General features: G+C 62.1%; 17 protein-coding genes. 13 read left to right on the forward strand and 4 right to left on the reverse strand.

Annotated features, from left to right (window positions below; genetic code table 11):
* The first annotated feature begins 30 nt into the window (after positions 1-30).
* The 6 genes from NFR19_RS00780 (at position 31) to NFR19_RS00805 (ending at position 5766) form a co-directional block, all read left to right on the forward strand.
* Positions 31-1719: a formate--tetrahydrofolate ligase gene (locus NFR19_RS00780; RefSeq protein WP_251211874.1), complete on the forward strand. Its 1689-nt coding sequence runs from the start codon at positions 31-33 to the stop codon at positions 1717-1719.
* 27 nt (positions 1720-1746) lie between these two features.
* A complete protein-coding gene (locus NFR19_RS00785) occupies positions 1747-2208 on the forward strand; it encodes a YkgJ family cysteine cluster protein (RefSeq protein ID WP_251211875.1) in 462 nt (153 codons plus the stop codon).
* Positions 2202-2825 (forward strand): cyclodeaminase/cyclohydrolase family protein, encoded by a 624-nt coding sequence (locus NFR19_RS00790; protein WP_251211876.1) that lies wholly within the window; start codon positions 2202-2204, stop codon positions 2823-2825. Before NFR19_RS00785 ends, NFR19_RS00790 begins: the two co-directional genes overlap by 7 nt.
* Entirely contained in the window at positions 2825-3673 is an 849-nt protein-coding gene (locus NFR19_RS00795) for a bifunctional 5,10-methylenetetrahydrofolate dehydrogenase/5,10-methenyltetrahydrofolate cyclohydrolase (RefSeq protein ID WP_251211877.1), read from the forward strand. The genes NFR19_RS00790 and NFR19_RS00795 overlap by 1 nt, the downstream gene beginning before the upstream one ends.
* Positions 3674-4504: a formate/nitrite transporter family protein gene (locus NFR19_RS00800; protein ID WP_251211878.1), complete on the forward strand. Its 831-nt coding sequence runs from the start codon at positions 3674-3676 to the stop codon at positions 4502-4504.
* Between the two features lie 239 nt (positions 4505-4743).
* On the forward strand, positions 4744-5766 hold the full coding sequence (locus NFR19_RS00805; RefSeq protein WP_251211879.1) for a helix-turn-helix transcriptional regulator: 1023 nt from the start codon (positions 4744-4746) through the stop codon (positions 5764-5766).
* An 8-nt stretch (positions 5767-5774) separates the two neighbouring features.
* Here the strand turns inward: NFR19_RS00805 and ybaK are convergent, their stop codons facing one another.
* From ybaK to tsaE, 3 genes are read right to left on the reverse strand one after another with little or no spacing between them, the layout of a single operon-like run.
* Positions 5775-6263 carry a Cys-tRNA(Pro) deacylase gene (gene ybaK / locus NFR19_RS00810; RefSeq protein WP_251211880.1) on the reverse strand — a complete coding sequence of 163 codons (489 nt, stop codon included), beginning with the start codon at positions 6261-6263 and terminating at the stop codon, positions 5775-5777.
* Between the two features lie 16 nt (positions 6264-6279).
* A complete protein-coding gene (tsaD, locus tag NFR19_RS00815; protein ID WP_251211881.1) occupies positions 6280-8703 on the reverse strand; it encodes a tRNA (adenosine(37)-N6)-threonylcarbamoyltransferase complex transferase subunit TsaD in 2424 nt (807 codons plus the stop codon).
* Positions 8704-8715: 12 nt separating this feature from the next.
* Positions 8716-9210 carry a tRNA (adenosine(37)-N6)-threonylcarbamoyltransferase complex ATPase subunit type 1 TsaE gene (tsaE, locus tag NFR19_RS00820; RefSeq protein WP_251211882.1) on the reverse strand — a complete coding sequence of 165 codons (495 nt, stop codon included), beginning with the start codon at positions 9208-9210 and terminating at the stop codon, positions 8716-8718.
* A gap of 335 nt (positions 9211-9545) precedes the next feature.
* On the opposite strand from tsaE, the gene NFR19_RS00825 reads away from it, so the two are divergent.
* The 7 genes from NFR19_RS00825 (at position 9546) to NFR19_RS00855 (ending at position 16786) form a co-directional block, all read left to right on the forward strand.
* Entirely contained in the window at positions 9546-10151 is a 606-nt protein-coding gene (locus tag NFR19_RS00825; RefSeq protein ID WP_251211883.1) for an HD domain-containing protein, read from the forward strand.
* Between the two features lie 183 nt (positions 10152-10334).
* Positions 10335-11627, forward strand: coding sequence for a phosphopyruvate hydratase (eno, locus tag NFR19_RS00830; RefSeq protein ID WP_251211884.1), 1293 nt, complete (start codon positions 10335-10337; stop codon positions 11625-11627).
* A 63-nt stretch (positions 11628-11690) separates the two neighbouring features.
* A complete protein-coding gene (locus NFR19_RS00835; protein ID WP_251211885.1) occupies positions 11691-12953 on the forward strand; it encodes a molybdopterin molybdotransferase MoeA in 1263 nt (420 codons plus the stop codon).
* A complete protein-coding gene (locus NFR19_RS00840) occupies positions 12950-13423 on the forward strand; it encodes a MogA/MoaB family molybdenum cofactor biosynthesis protein (RefSeq protein ID WP_251211886.1) in 474 nt (157 codons plus the stop codon). The genes NFR19_RS00835 and NFR19_RS00840 overlap by 4 nt, the downstream gene beginning before the upstream one ends.
* Before the next feature lie 38 nt (positions 13424-13461).
* A complete protein-coding gene (gene alr, locus NFR19_RS00845; RefSeq protein ID WP_251211887.1) occupies positions 13462-14922 on the forward strand; it encodes an alanine racemase in 1461 nt (486 codons plus the stop codon).
* Positions 14919-15482 carry a uracil-DNA glycosylase gene (locus NFR19_RS00850; protein WP_251211888.1) on the forward strand — a complete coding sequence of 188 codons (564 nt, stop codon included), beginning with the start codon at positions 14919-14921 and terminating at the stop codon, positions 15480-15482. The genes alr and NFR19_RS00850 overlap by 4 nt, the downstream gene beginning before the upstream one ends.
* Positions 15479-16786, forward strand: coding sequence for a bifunctional folylpolyglutamate synthase/dihydrofolate synthase (locus NFR19_RS00855; protein WP_251211889.1), 1308 nt, complete (start codon positions 15479-15481; stop codon positions 16784-16786). Before NFR19_RS00850 ends, NFR19_RS00855 begins: the two co-directional genes overlap by 4 nt.
* Here NFR19_RS00855 and hpf read toward each other — a convergent pair.
* Positions 16770-17360: a ribosome hibernation-promoting factor, HPF/YfiA family gene (gene hpf / locus NFR19_RS00860; RefSeq protein ID WP_251211890.1), complete on the reverse strand. Its 591-nt coding sequence runs from the start codon at positions 17358-17360 to the stop codon at positions 16770-16772. The two genes, NFR19_RS00855 and hpf, sit on opposite strands and share 17 nt — an antisense overlap.
* Positions 17361-17485: the final 125 nt, after the last annotated feature.

Here is a 17485-nt window from a genome sequence, read left to right on the forward strand (position 1 = left end):
CCTATTGCCCCTGTTGATAGGAGGTCCCTCTTGCTCACCGATATAGAGATAGCCCAAGCAGCTGAGCCCAAGCGCATCGGCGAGGTGGCCGCGCGCTGCGGTGTTGCCGACAAGTATCTGGAACTCTACGGGAATCACAAGGCGAAGGTGGATTACAACCTGCTTCGCGAAGAGGAACACGCACCCGGCAAGCTGGTGCTGGTCACCGCCATCAACCCAACGCCTGCGGGCGAGGGCAAGACGACCACCACGGTCGGGCTTGCGGATGCGCTCGCTCAGCGTGGCAAGAACGTGGTGGTGGCGCTGCGTGAACCGTCGCTGGGGCCGGTGTTCGGCATCAAGGGCGGAGCTGCGGGCGGCGGGTATGCGCAGGTGGTCCCCATGGAGGATATCAACCTGCACTTCACCGGCGACTTCCATGCCATCGGCGCCGCGAACAACCTGCTCGCAGCGCTTCTGGACGCGCATATCCAAAACGGCAACGAGCTCAACATCGATGTGCGCAAGATCACCTGGAAGCGCGTGGTGGATATGAACGACCGCCAGTTGCGCTTCATCGTAGACGGCTTAGGCGGCACCAAGAACGGCGTTCCGCGCGAGGATGGATTCGATATCACGGTAGCAAGCGAGGTGATGGCCATCTTCTGTCTGGCCACCTCCATCACCGATCTCAAAGAGCGCCTTGGGCGCATCGTAGTGGGGTATACCTACGATGATAAGCCGGTCACAGCGCACGACTTGCATGCGGAAGGCGCCATGTGCGCGCTGCTGAAAGACGCGCTCAAGCCGAATTTGGTGCAGACGCTGGAGGGCACTCCGGCGTTCGTGCATGGAGGTCCGTTCGCCAACATCGCGCACGGCTGCAATTCCATCATGGCGACGCGTATGGCGCTGGCGCTGGGAGATTACTGCGTGACCGAGGCGGGCTTCGGTGCCGATCTGGGCGCTGAGAAGTTCCTGGACATCAAGTGTCGCTTGGCCGGACTGCGGCCGGACGCGGTGGTCGTGGTGGCCACGGTGCGGGCGCTCAAGAACCATGGTGGTGTAGATAAAGCCCATCTCAACGAAGAGAACCTCGAGGCGCTTGAGGCGGGGCTTCCCAACCTGCTTCGCCATGTGAGCAACATCACCGATGTGTACCATCTGCCCTGTGTCGTGGCCATCAACGCATTCCCCACCGATACGCCAGCCGAGTTAGCGCTGGTGGAGGCGAGATGCCGCGAACTCGGCGTGAACGTGGCGCTCTCTGAGGTATGGGCGCGCGGCGGCGAGGGCGGCTTGGCTCTGGCGGATGAGGTCGTGCGCTTGTGCGACGAGGGTGACGCGGAAGGACGCAGCGCAGCAACGTTTGAATTCGCCTACGATGACGATCTGTCGCTGGCAGAGAAGATCCGCACTATCGTATGCCGGGTGTATCACGGGTCGGACGTGGCATTCGAGCCAGCTGCGCTGACGCAGATCGCGAAGCTAGAAGAGTTGGGATTCGGGCACATGCCGGTATGCATGGCCAAGACCCAGTACTCGTTTAGCGATGACGCTGCTCAATTGGGCGCGCCCGAAGGTTTCACGGTCACAGTGCGTCAGGTGAAGGTGAGCGCAGGCGCTGGGTTCGTGGTGGCGCTGACCGGCGACATCATGACCATGCCGGGTCTGAACAAGTCACCTGCCGCGTTCAAGATAGATGTGGACGAAAATGGCGTCATCTCGGGTCTGTTCTAGATGGCAACCTTTCGCAAGCCAGAGAACATGATGGCAGCCATGGCTGCCGTGCGGGCTTCGTTCGTGCGTGCGCGCAAGGTGCAGAGCGCTCCTGTCGTGCACTTCGATCACGAGAACAGCTTTCCCGAATGCGCTCAATGTGGCGTGTGTTGCCGCATCAACGTGCTCGCCATGACGCGCGAAGAGGTACTGCGCATCCATAACTATTTGCTGGAAAACGACATTCAGCCGATCGATCGGGGTGCGCAGCGCTGCTGCTTGCAGGCCGAGGATGGGTCGTGCTTGGTGTGGCCCGCCCGCGCGCAGGTGTGCAAGCTGCATCATTGCAAGGTGGCGCGCCTTGATCTGCTGGCAGAGAATCCAGATATTCATGTGCACGACGACGCCGATCTTTTGCTGGTCGATATGCACGAGCACTTCGTGAACGGGTGCTGCGAGGTGCGCGACCCGGAAGCGGTGCCAACGGATCGTAGGGTAGCGTCATGCTAGATGCTGCGTTCATCGAGGATCTGGCCAGCGCGAGCCCGACACCGGGCGGTGGTGGTGCGAGCGCCTGCGTTGGTGCGTTGGCGGCGGCCCTTGCGTCCATGGTGGGCAACCTGACCGCGAACAATGCGAAATATGCCGCAGTGCACGACGAGATGCGCGGCTTGCTCGACCAACTGGCTGCTCAACGTGCGCGGCTGCTGCACCTGATCGAGCTGGATGCCCGCGCGTTCACGCCGATTTCGGCGGCGTTCAAGATGCCCTCTGACACGCCCGAGCAGATTGCTACGAAGGATCTGGCCATGCAGTCAGCGTTGGTGCAAGGCTGCGACGTGCCGCTCGATATCATGCGCGAATGCGCCCAGGTGCTCGAAGGATGCAAGGTCATGGCGCGCGATGGCAGTCGAGCGGCGCTCACCGATGTGGGGGTCGCCGCTCTGTTCGCGAAGGCGGCTGTGCAAGGGGCTGCGCTGAATATCCATGTGAACGTCGGCTGGATGACCGATCAGGCGCTTGCGGTGCGCTATGCGAGCCAGGCAGATCACATAACCCGCGAGGCGTGCCAGCTGGCCGACGAGATATACCTCCATGTGCTGGAGAGCGTGAAAGCGGGAAGCTGATGGCTGAGCAGATGTTGGGCCGCCCGGTGGCAGAGGCGCTGTATGCCGAGGTGGCGAAGCGGGTCGGGGCGCTGCGCGAAGAGCACGTGCACCCGCGTTTGGCGCTCGTTCGCGTGGGAGAGGACCAAGCGAACGGGTCTTACGAGCGCACCGTGCTCAAGCGAGCAGATGAAGTGGGCATCGCCGTTGAGGTGCGCGCGCTCGCAGCCGACGTGAACAAGCTTGCCCTCTATGCCGACATCGAAGGCATCAACGCGGACGCGCGCACGCATGCGTGCTTGATGTTTCGTCCTTTGCCTCACACGCTTGATGAGATGACGGCCTGCAACATGATTGCATCCGAAAAGGACGTTGATGGCGTGGGGGCTGCTTCGCTCGCAGGCGTGTTCATGGGGCTGCCGGAAGGATTCGCGCCCTGCACTGCTGAAGCATGCGTGCGCATGCTCGACTTCTATGGAGTGGAGCTTGCAGGCAAGCACGTGGTGGTGGTGGGGCGAAGTCTGGTGGTGGGCAAGCCTGCTGCCATGCTCATGCTGGCACGCGATGCAACGGTGACGCTTTGCCATTCGGGAACTACGGGGCTGCCTGAGATCATGCGCGCCGCCGACATCGTGGTGTGCGCCACGGGCAATGCGCGCACTTTCGGGGCAGAGTGCTTCTGTGCGGGTCAAGTGGTGCTCGACGTGGGCACGAACATCGATGCTGACGGCGTGTTCTGCGGCGATGTCGATTTCGCAGCGGTTGAGCCTGTGGTGGAGCGCATCACGCCGGTGCCCGGCGGCATTGGGGCGGTGACGACGGCGGTACTGCTGCAACATGTGGTGGAGGCCGCGGAAAGGACGCGCTGAATGGCTATCTGCTCTCCCGGTGAGGTGACCGACAATTACCTGAAAGCGGCGGTCGGCAAGGCTGAATCGCCGCTGTGGCGCCTGTTCGTGCTGGCGATCATGGCTGGCGTGCTGGCGGGCTTGGGCGCGGTGGCATCATCGACGGCGGCGCATGGCGTGCCCGAGGCCGGTGTTGCGCGCTTGGTCACCGGCGCGGTGTTTCCCATCGGCCTTATCATGATCGTGCTGTTGGGCACCGAACTGTTCACGGGTAATGCCCTCATGGTGACAGCGGTCATTTCGGGGGATATCACGGTGAGGTTGCTGCTGCGCAATTGGGCTGTGGTGTACGTGGGGAATTTCATCGGCGCCGCTGGACTGGCGGCATTGATGGCGTTCTTCGGGCAGCTTGATATCGGTGGCGGGTCGCTTGCCGTCTACACGGCGAAGGTGGCGGCCAGCAAATGCGGCTTGCCTTGGGCGAACGCCTTCGTGCCGGGCATCTTCTGCAACTTGCTCGTGTGCGTGGCCATCTATCTGGGAAACACTGCGCATGAGGTCTCCGGTAAGATCCTGGGCATCTTCTTTCCCATCTTCGGGTTCGTGATCGCAGGCTTCGAGCACTGCATCGCCAACATGTACTACATTCCTGCCGGTATCTTCGCGAACATGGTGCCGACCTACGCCGAGATGATCGCAGGGGCGAACATCAACACAGCGGTGCTCGACTGGGGCACGTTCATCACGGCGAACCTCATTCCGGTCACGCTCGGCAACATCATCGGCGGCGTGCTGGTGGGCGTCGTCATGTATGCGACGCATGCGACGAAAGTGGCCAAGAGCTGCTCGTAACCATAGCGTCGCTTCGCACTGCTTCGTGCTCAGTAACATGCCTTTGAACAGGGCTTTGCAACCGCAGGGTGCATGAAGTTGCAGGGAAAAAGCATCCACTAGTTGGTAGAGCGAGCCGCTGCGCTCAACTATGGTGGACGCGTTGCCGAACATGCGCGCGCTCGGTGACAGCCCATACGCTGTGCGAGCAACCGTGTTTCGCGCAGAATTCACCCGATCAATGGAAAGGCATCGGATCCATGAGCTTTAGAGATAACCTGCTGCATCTCCGTGCGGCGAACAATATGACCCAAGAGCAGCTTGCGGTGCTGCTCGGCGTCAGCCGTCAGTCGGTCACCAAGTGGGAGTCGGAGAAGTCCTATCCCGAGATGGACAAGCTTCTCAAGCTGTGCCAGATATTCGATTGCACGCTCGATGATCTCGTGCAGGGAGACCTGACAGGTGCTGAGCCGCGCACGGCCGCTGCCTGCACGCCGACCGGGCGCCCGGCGGACGTGTTCGGCTACGACGAGCACATGAGCCGTTTCGCCGAGAAGATATCCTGGGGTTCCGTGGCACCTCTGGTGGGCGTGGCTATCGGCATCATCTTCTTCGCGCTGACACCTGACGGGCCGGGTACCTTCGACGTGCTGCCCGAAAACATCGCGGCTGCCCTGGGGCTGCTCTGCATCTTCTGCGGCATCGCCGTGTGCCTCATGTCGGTGATCCCGGCAGGCCTCGATCACGCAGCGTTCGTGCGCGCGCACCCCTATCTTGAGGATTTCTATACCGAAGAGCAGCGCCTTCGCATGAGGCATCTCTTCACCTCTGAGCTGATCGGTGGCATCATCGCGCTCTTCGTAGGCATCTGCGTCATCATCATGTTGGGTGACACCAGCTATGAGGCGATCATCGGAATGCCCGTTATGCTGTTGCTGACCGCGGTGGGTGTGCGCTTCATCGTGCATGGCAGCATGACGCTGGCGAAAGCGAACATCGCGAACTACAACGAAGCGGCCGGAGAAGTGTTATCGGCGCAGGAGATAGCGCAGGCGAGCGTTCCGGTTGACCAGAAGCGCGAGATGCTGGAGGTGCACCATCAAGACAAGCGCATCAGCGCGGTGTGCGGCACCATCATGATCATCGCTACCATCGCAGGGCTCGTGATGCTGTTCGTGCCGGAGTACTACAGCAGCCTGTTCTGGTTGGCGTGGCCGATCGGCGGTCTGCTCTGCGGTATCGCCGCGCTGCTCATCAAGGGATTCAGTAACCCGCGGGCATAAAGGCCGCCTCAGCGGACGGTGATGTCGGCATATTCCAGGGGAACGATCTTCTCCAGATCAGCGGGAGCCATCTCCAGCTGGCAGCCGATGCGACCGCCCGAGAAGTAGATGGTGTCGAAGAGCTGTGCGGTCTCGTCAGTCACGGTGCGGAACTGCTTCTTCATGCCGATGGGGGAGCAGCCGCCGTGGACGTAGCCGGTCAAGGGCAGCAGCTCGCGCGAGCGGATCATCTCGATCGACTTCTCGCCGACGGTCTGGGCTGCGCGCTTCAAGTCCAGCTCTTCTGCCACGGGCACCATGAATACGTAGTGCTCACCGGACTTGCCAACGGTCACCAAGGTCTTGAACACGCGGTCGGCGTCAAGCCCGAGCAAGCGCGCCACCTCAACGCCAGAGAGCGCCTCTTCGCACTCGAACGTGCGCGCCTCGCAGGGAAGCTTGGCCGCTTCAACCTCGCGGATCGCGTTCGTCTTGGCCTCTTTCTGCTTCTTGCTCATACGGGAGAATGGTCCTTTAGTAGGGTTCGCTCAGATCGGCGTGGGCTTGAGCGTCGGCATCCAGTGAGAAGAAGTTCCCCGCGCGATAGCGGTCGAGCGCGACCAGCGCGATCATGGCGGCGTTGTCGCCACAGGATGCGAGCGGTGGCATGATGAGCTGCGCGCCCTCTTCGGCGCACATATGCTCATAGGCGCGCCGAAGCTCTGGGTTCGCGGCCACACCACCGCCGATGCAGAGCACAGGTGCGTGCGTTTGGCGCAGGGCTGTGCGCGCTTTCGCCACCTGCACGTCCACCACAGCAGCTTGGAAGCTGGCGCAGATGTCGGGCAGATTCAGGTCTTCGCCCGCTTCACGCTGGGCGTTGATGTATTGCGTGACCGCCGTTTTCAGGCCCGACAGGCTGAAGCGCAGATCGCCCGAGTGCAGCAGCGCACGCGGGAACTCGATGGCGGCGGGATCGCCCTCATCAGCGAGCCGCGAGATGTGCGGGCCGCCGGGGTAGGGCAGTCCGAGCGCTTTCGCCACCTTATCGAAGGCTTCGCCGACCGCATCGTCGATGGTGGCGCCGAGCACCTCGTAGGCGCCCCAGTCGCGCATATGTACGAGCATGGTATTGCCTCCAGAGATGAGCGATACCACGGCTGGCGGTTCGAAGCCCTCTGCCAGCTTGTTGGCGTACAGGTGGCCTTCAAGGTGGTTCACGCCAACGAAGGGAACATCGGCCGCCCACGCGGCGCCCTTCGCGAATGCCACGCCCACCACGAGCGCTCCCACCAAACCAGGCGCATAGGTGACCGCGATGGCGTCGAGGTCGGCATAGCGCAGCGCTCCCGCGTTCTCAAGCGCTTGGTCGCACACGCCGCAAATGGCTTCGATGTGCTTGCGGCTGGCGATCTCTGGCACCACGCCGCCGAAGCGCGCATGGAAATCAACTTGGCTGGCGACCACATCGGAGAGGATATGGTCGGTTCCATCGACGACGGCCGCTGCGGTTTCATCGCACGAGCTTTCAATGGCAAGGATGAGCGGACGCTGCTTCTGTGCCGCCGAAGACGTTTCAGCCTCGTTGGTGCTCGCCTGTGCAGGAGTTGTGTTCGTGGGGATAGATTGGGGGGACTGTTCGGGCATGCTCGATGCGAAAGCGGCGCCGAGCGGTCCGTTTTCGAGCGATGCGCGCATGATGAGGGCGTCTTCGCCGTCGGAATAATAACGGGGTCGCGTTCCTGCGTTGGCGAAGCCGAGCGCCTGATAGAACGCGATCGCGCTTGCGTTTGAGGTGCGCACCTCAAGGCTTGCGGTTGTGGCGCCGAGGTTGCGGGCGTCCTCGCAGATGCGTGCAACAAGCTGGCGCGCTATTCCCTGGCGTTGGTGTGCGGGTTCGCTTGCCACTTTCAAGATCTGCACGTCGCCGTCGACGATCATGCCACCGGCATACCCGATCGTAGAACCTTGCACATCTGCCGCGCGCCACCAGGTGCGGTTCGTGCGGGGCAGTTCGTCTGCGATCATCGCTTCATTCCATGCGTCCGTGCCCATGACCTGTGCTTCCAAGCGGGCAACATCCTCTGTGTGCGCGGAATCGAGAGGGACATATACCACGCCACTGGCATTGATGAGCGCGCCCACCTGTGACGTAGCATGCATGGTGGCGCGACTGTCCTGCACGCCGGTGCGCAGGTTCTTCGGTTCGTCGCTGGCCAGCCGCTTGCGCTCGTTTTCTTCGGCATCGGAAAGGCGCGTGTAGACGGGGAGCAGTATGCCGGGGTTATGACGTGCCGCATCCAGCGGATCGGCCTCGCCGCTTCGCCACGCTGCTTGCAACGCCAGAAGAAGGCCTGCGCCCGAAGGTGTCCACAGCGTTTCGGGCAGCTGCTCTCCTGCCTGAGCGAACAGCTCAGAATACTTCCCGAGCGCATCACCTGCGATCGCGCGTTCCTCCGGCCCCGTCTCATCAACGTTAACGAGCGAATCCGCGAACGCTTCCGCCTTGATGACGCGGTCAGGCGTGAGCCGCGCAGCGCCTTCCGCGCTCAACTCGAACCAAGCGGGATACACCTCTTTGCGCATCGCGTCCGCCACTACGAGCAGGCGCCCGCGCGTGCCACGCGCCCAGGCACCCCACGCCACCGCATCAAGGGTGGACACGCCCGCAAGCGGCACCTCCAACGCGCTCGCGATGCCCTTCGCCGTAGCGAGCGCGATGCGCACGCCGGTGAACGAACCGGGCCCGCGCCCCACGCAGATGCAGCCGACATCCGCGCGCTGCACGCCGACTTCGCCCAAGAGCGCGTCTATGCGCGGGAGCAACTGAGTGTTGGATGCGCGATGCGCCGCCACTTTCGTCTCGGCCACTAGCTCTATCTGGCGCTCTTCGGGCAACAGTTGCCCAAGCCCGAGGGCTATGACCTCATTAGCGGTATCGAAGGCAAGAACATGCATGCCACGATGATATCAGTGCGAAGGCCTATCGGACCAGGCGCGCAGCAGCTCTTTCGAGCGTGGGCCGCTCGCTTCGGCGACGATGCGCCGCTTGCTGCCTTCCGCCGTGATGCGCACCGCGAGCGCATCGTCGGGCATCTCGTCGGGGAACAGGTCGGCCCACTCCACAAGCGCTGCACCGGGCGTGTCAGGGTCCGTTGCTTCGTAGAAGCCGATATCCTCCAGTTGGAGCGGGTCGTCAAGGCGGTACAGGTCGATGTGGTGGAGCAAGAGAGTCGGCGCCGCATACTCCTGCATGATGGCGAACGTCGGGCTTGTGACGTCGCCCGCATATCCAAGTGCCGCAGCTACCCCCTTCGTGAAGGTGGTTTTACCAGCTCCTAGGTCGCCGGTAAGGAGCACTGCATCGCCGTCGCGCAACCGGTGCGCCAATGCGGCGGCCTGCTCAGCCATCGCAGCCTCGGTCGGTATGTTCCAACTCAGCTTCATGAGTTGATGGTAGCGCATTTCGTCTTCTTTCAGTTTTCCTCTTCGTTTTGACACAAAAGCGTCTCCAAAAGGCAGGACGGAACGAAAAAGCGACCACGTTTGTGCCAGAAGGCCCTGCTTTTTTTGGAAAACCTTCTTGAAAGAGCTCAAGCGGCATCTTGGGGCGCCAAAGCGGTGGACGTATTGGACGAATGCACAACGGCAGCGCATACGCATTGGAAGCGCGGCCAAGCCCTCAGCTCCTATCCGAGGTATCATAGAATGCGAACAGGCGGCACAGAGCGATGGATAGAGAGCGAACGAGAAGCAGAGAGAGCACAAAACAGGCGAATGGCGAGGAAAGGAAGGCCTTGATGGCAACACTGGATGCGGGCATGACGCGCGATGCGGCGTTCGCGCTTTTGCAGGAGCATAACAAAGACGAATTCCATATCGAGCACGGTGAAACGGTCGAGCAGACCATGCGCTACTTCGCGCGCGAATTCGATCAGGAAAACGAAGAGTTCTGGGGCATCGTAGGGCTGCTGCACGACCTTGATTGGGAAGAGCACGACGACGAGCCAGAGCAGCACACCGTCTATGCGGCCGCGCTGATCGAGGCGGCGGGCGGTACCCCTGAGCTGATCCGCGCTATTCAGAGCCACAACGCCGACTTCAACTCCAACTTGCCCAAGCCAGAGCTCCAGATGGAGAAGATCCTGTTCGCCACCGAAGAGCTGACCGGTCTGATCGGCGCGGCTGTGGTCATGCGTCCGAGCAAGTCGGTGATGGATTTCGAGGTGAAGAGCCTCAAGAAGAAGTTCAAGGACAAGCGCTTCGCCGCCGGTGTTGACCGCGAGGTCATCCGCAGCGGCGCCGATATGCTCGGCTGGGAGCTGGACGAGCTGTTCGCACGCACCATCGAGGCCATGCGCTCGTTCGCGCCCGATCGCGACACGTTCCAGCCTCCGGCGGCATAGCTCGCTCAGCCTGAGCATCCATCATGGGCGCGACAGATCGGAAATAGACGCGCAAACGGGCACCGTGCGCGTGCGAGGTACCCTGGCGTGGCGTAGCGCGGCCCTTCGTACAAGAAACGCGCAGCCAGTCCTGTCTGCTATCATGGTGCCATTCGTTATCTCTTGACGAGAAGGAGCAGCAAGATGGCGGTTATCGTCGATGTGTTCGGGCGCGAGGTGCTTGATTCGCGCGGGAATCCAACGGTTGAGGTTGAGGTCGTGCTGGACGATGGCTCGTTCGGCAGAGCGGCGGTGCCTTCGGGGGCATCAACGGGCGCCTTTGAAGCCGTTGAGCTGCGCGATGGCGAAACCGACCGCTACATGGGCAAGGGTGTGCAAAACGCCGTGCAGCATGTGAACACCGAGATCGCCGATGCGCTTCTGGGGCTTTCCGCTGAGGATCAGCGCAGCATCGATGCCGAGATGCTCGATGTGGACGGCACGCCGAACAAGGGCGATCTGGGCGCCAACGCCATTCTGGGCGCTTCGCTGGCGGTGGCGAAAGCTGCGGCCGAGTCCGCCGAACTTCCCCTGTACAAATATGTGGGCGGCGTGAACGCGCATACTCTGCCCACGCCGATGATGAACATCCTGAACGGCGGCGTGCACGCTGACAACAACGTTGACTTCCAGGAATACATGATCATGCCGGTGGGCGCGTCCACCTTTGCGGAGGCTCTGCGCTGGTGCGCGGAGATCTACCATACGCTGAAGAACGTGTTGCACGATGCGGGCCTTGGCGGCGGCGTGGGCGATGAGGGCGGTTTTGCACCGAATCTGAAAACCAGCGAAGAGCCGCTGAAGTACATCGTCGAGGCATGCGAGAAGGCCGGATACAAGCCCGGACGCGATATTCGCTTCGCTATGGATCCCGCCTCCACCGAGTTCTACGATGCCGACAAGGGCGTGTACGTGCTCGCGGGCGAGGGCCGCGAGCTTTCCAGCGATGAGATGGTGGATTACTGGGCTGACCTGGTGGAGAAGTATCCTATCGTGAGCATTGAGGACGGCATGGCCGAAGAGGACTGGGACGGCTGGCGCAAGCTGACCGAGCGCATTGGCGACAAGGTGCAGCTGGTGGGCGACGACCTGTTCGTGACGAATACCGAGCGCCTGCAGAAGGGCATCGATATGGGGTGCGCGAACGCCATCCTCATCAAGGTGAACCAGATTGGGAGCTTGACCGAGACGCTGGATGCCATCGAGCTGGCGAAGACCCATGGCTATGCATGCGTCATGAGCCATCGCTCCGGCGAGACCGAGGATGTGACCATCGCTGACCTGGCTGTTGCCACCAACTGCGGACAGATCAAGACAGGAGCGCCAGCGCGCAGCGACCGCGTGGCGAAGTACAATCAGCTGCTGCGCATCGAAGAACAGCTGGCCGACCAGGCCGCATATGCTGGTCTCGGTGCGTTCTACAACATACGCAAGTAAGGAGAATGGCGCCTTGACGGGCGCCTTTTCTCTGGCTTCATTTATTCGCGATCAAGGAGGATTATGTCAGTTGATGAGATGATATCGCTCGCCGAGGCGCGAGCATTGGTGCTGGACCGTATGCAGGTCATGCCGCCTGAAGAGGTCGACCTGCTCGATGCGGTGGGTCGTGTGGCGGCAGCTGATCTGACGAGCGATATCGACGTGTCGCCGTTTGCCCATTCGGCTATGGATGGTTTTGCTGTGCGCATGACCGAGCTTTTGGAAGCCACCGCCGAGGCGCCGGTGTGCCTGAACGTGATCGGCGATATTGGAGCGGGCGAGGTGTTCGAGGGTTCCATCGGCGCAGGCGAGTGCGTGCGCATCATGACCGGTGCGGAACTGCCCGCCGATGCGGATTCGGTGGTCAAATACGAGATCGTGGAAGTCGTGGAGGGTGACGGCAAGCGCGGCTCCATCGTCAGCTTCGCAGCTCCCACTACCCTTGGTAGCAACGTGCGGCAAGCGGGCGAGGAAGCCCGGGCGGGCGATGTGGTCATGGTGCGCGGTGAGGTCATCCACGAGGCGGGCGCGGGTTTCCTTGCGAGCTGCGGCAGTTTACGTGTGCCTGTGTACGGGCGCCCGACCGTGGGCATCATTGCTACGGGCAGCGAACTGGTACCGCCCTCGCAGGTGCCAGGTCCGGGCCACATCCGTGAGTCGAACTCCTATGCTATGGCCGCATGCGCGCGTGCGGCTGGTGCAGTGCCCACGATTCTGCCCATCGTGAAGGATACCTTCAAGGCGCTGCGCAACGCGGTGTGCGAAGCAGCTGAGCGCTTCGATTTCGTGGTGACCACGGGTGGTGCAGCCAACGGTGATTATGACTTCATCAAGCGCGTGGTGGCCGATGCGGGCGAATTGCTGATGACCCAGGTCAACATGCGTCCGGGCAAAGCGCAGACCTTCGGCATCGTGGACGGAACGCCGGTATTCGGACTGCCGGGCAACCCAGCGGCGGCGTACTGCGGGTTTCAGATGATCATTCGCCCAGCGCTGCGCAAAATGCAAGGGTTCACCTGCTTCGATCATCCGTCGGTGTTGGCGCGGCTGACCAGGGACATCAAGAAAAAGGACCCCCGCATGATGCTCTTGCGCGCGACCCTCACCAAAGATGCTGAGGGCGGCTATGAGGTCACCCCCGACAGCAACCAGAGCAGCGGGTTGTTCGGGGTCATTCAGAAGACCAACTGCCTTGCCGTCATGCCCGCAGGACAGGGGGCGAAACCTGCCGGGTCAACGCTCGAATGTATTTTATTGGACGTTTCCGAGGAGGTACCGCTATGAGCATCGCGTTCGCGTTGGTGACCTGTTCTGACACGCGCAGCCTGAAAGAGGACCAGGCAGGGGATGCGCTCGAGCGCTTCATCATGGATGCTGGTTGGCAGCTGATTGACCGGGTGGTGGTCACCGACGATCGCGCCGATATCGCGGCTGCCATCGTGCGGGCAGCTGACGAGCTCGGCGCCGATGTGGTGCTCACGTGCGGCGGCAGCGGGCTTTCGCTGCGCGATGTGACGCCAGAGGCGACCCGCGATGTGTGCGAGCGCGACGTGCCTGGCATCGCTGAGGCCATGCGCTCTCATAGTTTGCAGATCACCCCGTATGCCATGCTCTCGCGCGCGGTGTGCATGCAGCGTGGGCGCACGTTGGTCATCAACCTGCCCGGGTCCACGAAGGCCGCCACTGAGAATTGGGAGGGCATCGTGGATGCGCTCCCGCATGCAGTGAAGATGATGGGCGGCGGCGGCCACTGAGAGACGCACGCCAGGCGCACTTGGCGTACAATAGAGCCATGGAAGAGCTCCCAAACGGTTTCACTGGATTCACGAAGCGCGACCCCGGCTTCACGTCGGCGGGCGAAGCCATGCGCCGCGCCCGCGCGGCGACCGAGCTGGGCAACGACGAGACGCGCTATAAAGAAAGCGGCCGCAAAGCGGCACAGCATGGCTGGCAGGTGCCTCATGGGGGCATCATGTTCGACGGCCAGCGTCGCCCCGATGTGGGCCGCCATCTCGATCCGAACGACATGAAGCGCTACCTGCGCGTGCCCGATGTGTTGGCGGGCGAGACCGGTCCCATCTTCAACGAAGAAGCGCTCGCCGAGATTCCCCTGACCGATCGTCGGTGGTCGTGGGTGGAGATAAGCCTTCCCGCCATCCGCCACAATACGCTGACGGTGAAGCGCTCGCTGGCGCCGGGCGTGCGCCTGATGGCCGTGGTGAAGGCAGACGCGTACGGGCACGGTGCGGTGCAGTGCGCGCGCACCATGCTCAATAGCGGTGCCGAGCAGTTGGCGGTGGCGAGCGTGGATGAGGGCATCGAGTTGCGTCAAGCGGGCATCGGTGCGCCCATCCTGATGCTCTCCGAGCCGCCGGTGAGCGCCATTCCGCTTCTGCTGGCGCACAAGATCATGCCGACGGTCTTCACCATCGAATTCGCCATTCGCTATGCCGAAGCGGCCGACCAGATCGGTTTGCGCGCGCCCTTCCACCTCAAGATCAATACGGGCATGAATCGCATCGGCGTGCGCTTCGACGAGGTGGACGAGTTCTTGCGCCAGATCAGCTTCCATCGCGCGCTGGACTTGGCGGGCACCTTCACGCACTTCGCCACGGCTGACGAGACCGATACGCTGGAAGTGGGGCGTGCGAAGGATCGGTTCCTCTATGCGCTCGATACGATGCGCGCAGCTGGGGTGGATCCGGGGCTGATCCATGCGTCCAACAGCGCGGCTACCACGCGTTTTCCCGAACTGCGCTACGACATGGTGCGCGTGGGGCTCTCGTTGTACGGGTATTATTCCACGCCGGAGATGTTCGGCATGATCGATCTGCACCCCGCTATGAGCGTGCATGCGCGCATCACTGATGTGAAGACGGTGCCCCTCGGCGAGGGCGTCAGTTACTTCTTCACGTATCGCAGCGGTGGCTATGCCAAGATATGCACGGTGCCGGTCGGGTATGCCGACGGGCTGCGCTTCAATCTCTCCAATCGCATCAACTTCGTGATGGGGGGTCGCCAGTATCCGCAGGTGGGCAATATCTGCATGGATCAGTGCATGTTCGAAGTGCCTCAGCGCAGCCGGGGCACGCAAGCCCATCTTGAGCCGCAGATCGGCGATGAGGTGCTCATCGTGGGCGAGCAGGGCGACGCGTTCGCCACCATCGACCAGATGGCCGATATTCTGGGCACGTCAAGCTATGAGATATGCATCGGGTTCGGGAACCTGCGCATGCCGAGGATATACACATGAGCAAACCGCAGATACCGCTGGAAGAGTTGCGCGCCCAAGTGGCGGCGTGCCACGCTTGTCCGCTTGCTGATGGGCGCACGCAGACCGTCTTCGGTGACGGGGATCCACATGCGCGCGTCATGATCATCGGCGAGGCACCGGGCAAGAACGAGGATCTGCAAGGGGTGCCGTTCGTGGGCGCTGCTGGTAAGTATCTCGACGAGCTCTTGAGCATTGCCGGACTGGCCCGCAGCGAAGTGTTCATCGCCAACGTGCTGAAATGCCGCCCGCCGGGCAACCGCGACCCGCAAGCAGAAGAGATACAGGCGTGCACGCCGTTTTTGCGAGAGCAAACGCGCACGATAAGCCCGGAATACATCGTCACGCTGGGCAATTTCGCCACGAAATTCGTGCTCAAGACCGATCGCGGCATCACGCGCTTGCACGGTCAGCTGCATCAGGCGGGGCGCTTCAAAGTGTTTCCCATCTTCCATCCGGCTGCTGCGCTCTACGACGTGCGCAAGCGCGAAGCGCTCGAAGAGGATTTCGCGAAGCTGGGACGCATGCTGCAGGACGCATGATGGAGCTCAGTTCAGCCCTTGCATTCCTGACGGATCCGGCGCGCCAAGCGACCAAGCCAGGGCTTGACCGGGTGCGCGCGTTGTTGCAGGCGCTGGAAAACCCGCAAGAGCAGTTGCGCTTCGTGCATGTGGCGGGCACGAACGGCAAGGGGAGCACGAGCGCATACCTTGCCAGCATGTGCCGCGCTGCGGGCATGAAAACGGGCGTCTTCGCGAGTCCACCATTCGAGACGCTGCAAGATTCCATGACCGTGGATGGTCAGCCGATCGGCAAAGACGAGTTCATTGCGTGCGTTGAGCGCATTCGCGCGGCGGTGGCGCTCGTTGAGTCGCGCGAGCAGGACGCGCCGAGCGCCTTCGAGATGCAGTGCGCAGCGGCGCTGCTCTTCTTCGCCCAACAGGATTGCGATCTCTGTGTGGTGGAGGCGGGCATGGGCGGCGCCATGGATGCCACCAACGTCATTGTGCCTGACGTATGCGTGATCACGCGCATCGGGTTCGATCATACGGAGTTCTTAGGAGACACGCTCGGCGAGATCGCAGCCGAGAAAGCGGGCATCGTGAAGCAGGGTGCGCAGGTGGTCAGCTGGCCTCAGACGCGCGAAGCCATGACGGTCATCGAGGATGTGTGCGAAGAGAGGGAATGCCCGCTGACCAAGGCCGATTTTCCGCGATTGACGCGCTGGCTGCCCGATATGGATGCGCTTGCGCGTAAGTTCTCGTATAAGGGCCAATCGTATGCGACGCGCATGCTGGGCAGTTGTCAGGCGGAGAATGCCAGCGTCGCCATAGAGGCCGCCTTCGCGCTGCGTCGGCGCGGATGGAGCATCAGCGACCGCGCGATGCGCGAGGGCATTGCGGCCGCGCAGGTGCCCGCGCGCTTCGAGGTGCTGCGGCGCGACCCGCTGGCTATCGTGGATGGCGCGCACAACCCTCAGGGTGCTCTTGCGATGATCGAGTCGTTCGTGGAGATGGCGCGCGCGCTCGGGACGCCCGATATGCGGGCGCACTTCATCATGGGAGTGCTTGCTGACAAAGATTATGAGGCGATGATCGAAGCGGCACTGCCGCATGCCGCATCGTTCACGGTCTATACGCCAGCGAGCACGCGCGCGCTGGCGGCGGAGCGCTTGGCACAAGCCTGTGAGCGACAAGCGCCGCCGCACGTTGCGGTGCGCACGGCGTCTGATGCAGAAACAGCCGTCGCGCAGGCCATGGATGCGGCCCGCAGCGACGGCTGTGTAGTGGCGTTCGGCTCGCTGTACTCAGCGGCCTGGGTGCGTCGGGCTATTCTTTCGGCATGAGCAGGCCGTAACCGCCACCCGTGCGACGGTACAGCACGTGCACGTTGCCGGAATCGCGGTCGATATACAGGTAGAAGTCGTGTCCAAGCAAGTCCATCTCGGTAAGCGCCTCATCTTCGGTTTTGGGCGTCAGCTTGATCTCCTTGCGGCGCACCACTTCGTCATCCGAGAGCTCATCCATCAGCTTATCAAGATCAAGATCGCTCTCCGGCACCGCCTTCTTCGCGGCAGCTTTCTCGGCGCCCAGAGCATCTTCGGTCTTCTCGCGCCGCTTATCCTTCACTCGCGTTTTGTATTTGCGCAGCTGACGCGCGATCTTCGCTGCTGCCACGTCAATGGCTGCGAACATATCCTCTTCGCGCACCTGCGCACGCGCAACATGATTGGGGATGAGTACGGTGACCTCGCAGATCGCAGCGTTCGCGATGCTGGGATTCTTCTCGCGATACAGCACGATCTCGCAGGCGGTTGCGCGCACATCCATCTGCTCGACCGAGCCGCCGATCTTCTCCTTCGCATAATCCTTCAGAGAATCGCTCACGGGCATCTTGCGCCCAGAGACAGTCACATCCATCTTGCACCTCTTCATCGATACGGATACCTCGTTTCATGGTAGGTCAACGCCCACCGAAACAAGACAACGCTTCCAAAGCGTAGCAAATCCGATGACTGAGCGGTTCGAGAGGGCTGCACCTTGTT

The sequence above is a fragment of the Adlercreutzia murintestinalis genome (assembly GCF_943192905.1).
GTDB classification, from domain to species: domain Bacteria; phylum Actinomycetota; class Coriobacteriia; order Coriobacteriales; family Eggerthellaceae; genus Adlercreutzia_A; species Adlercreutzia_A murintestinalis.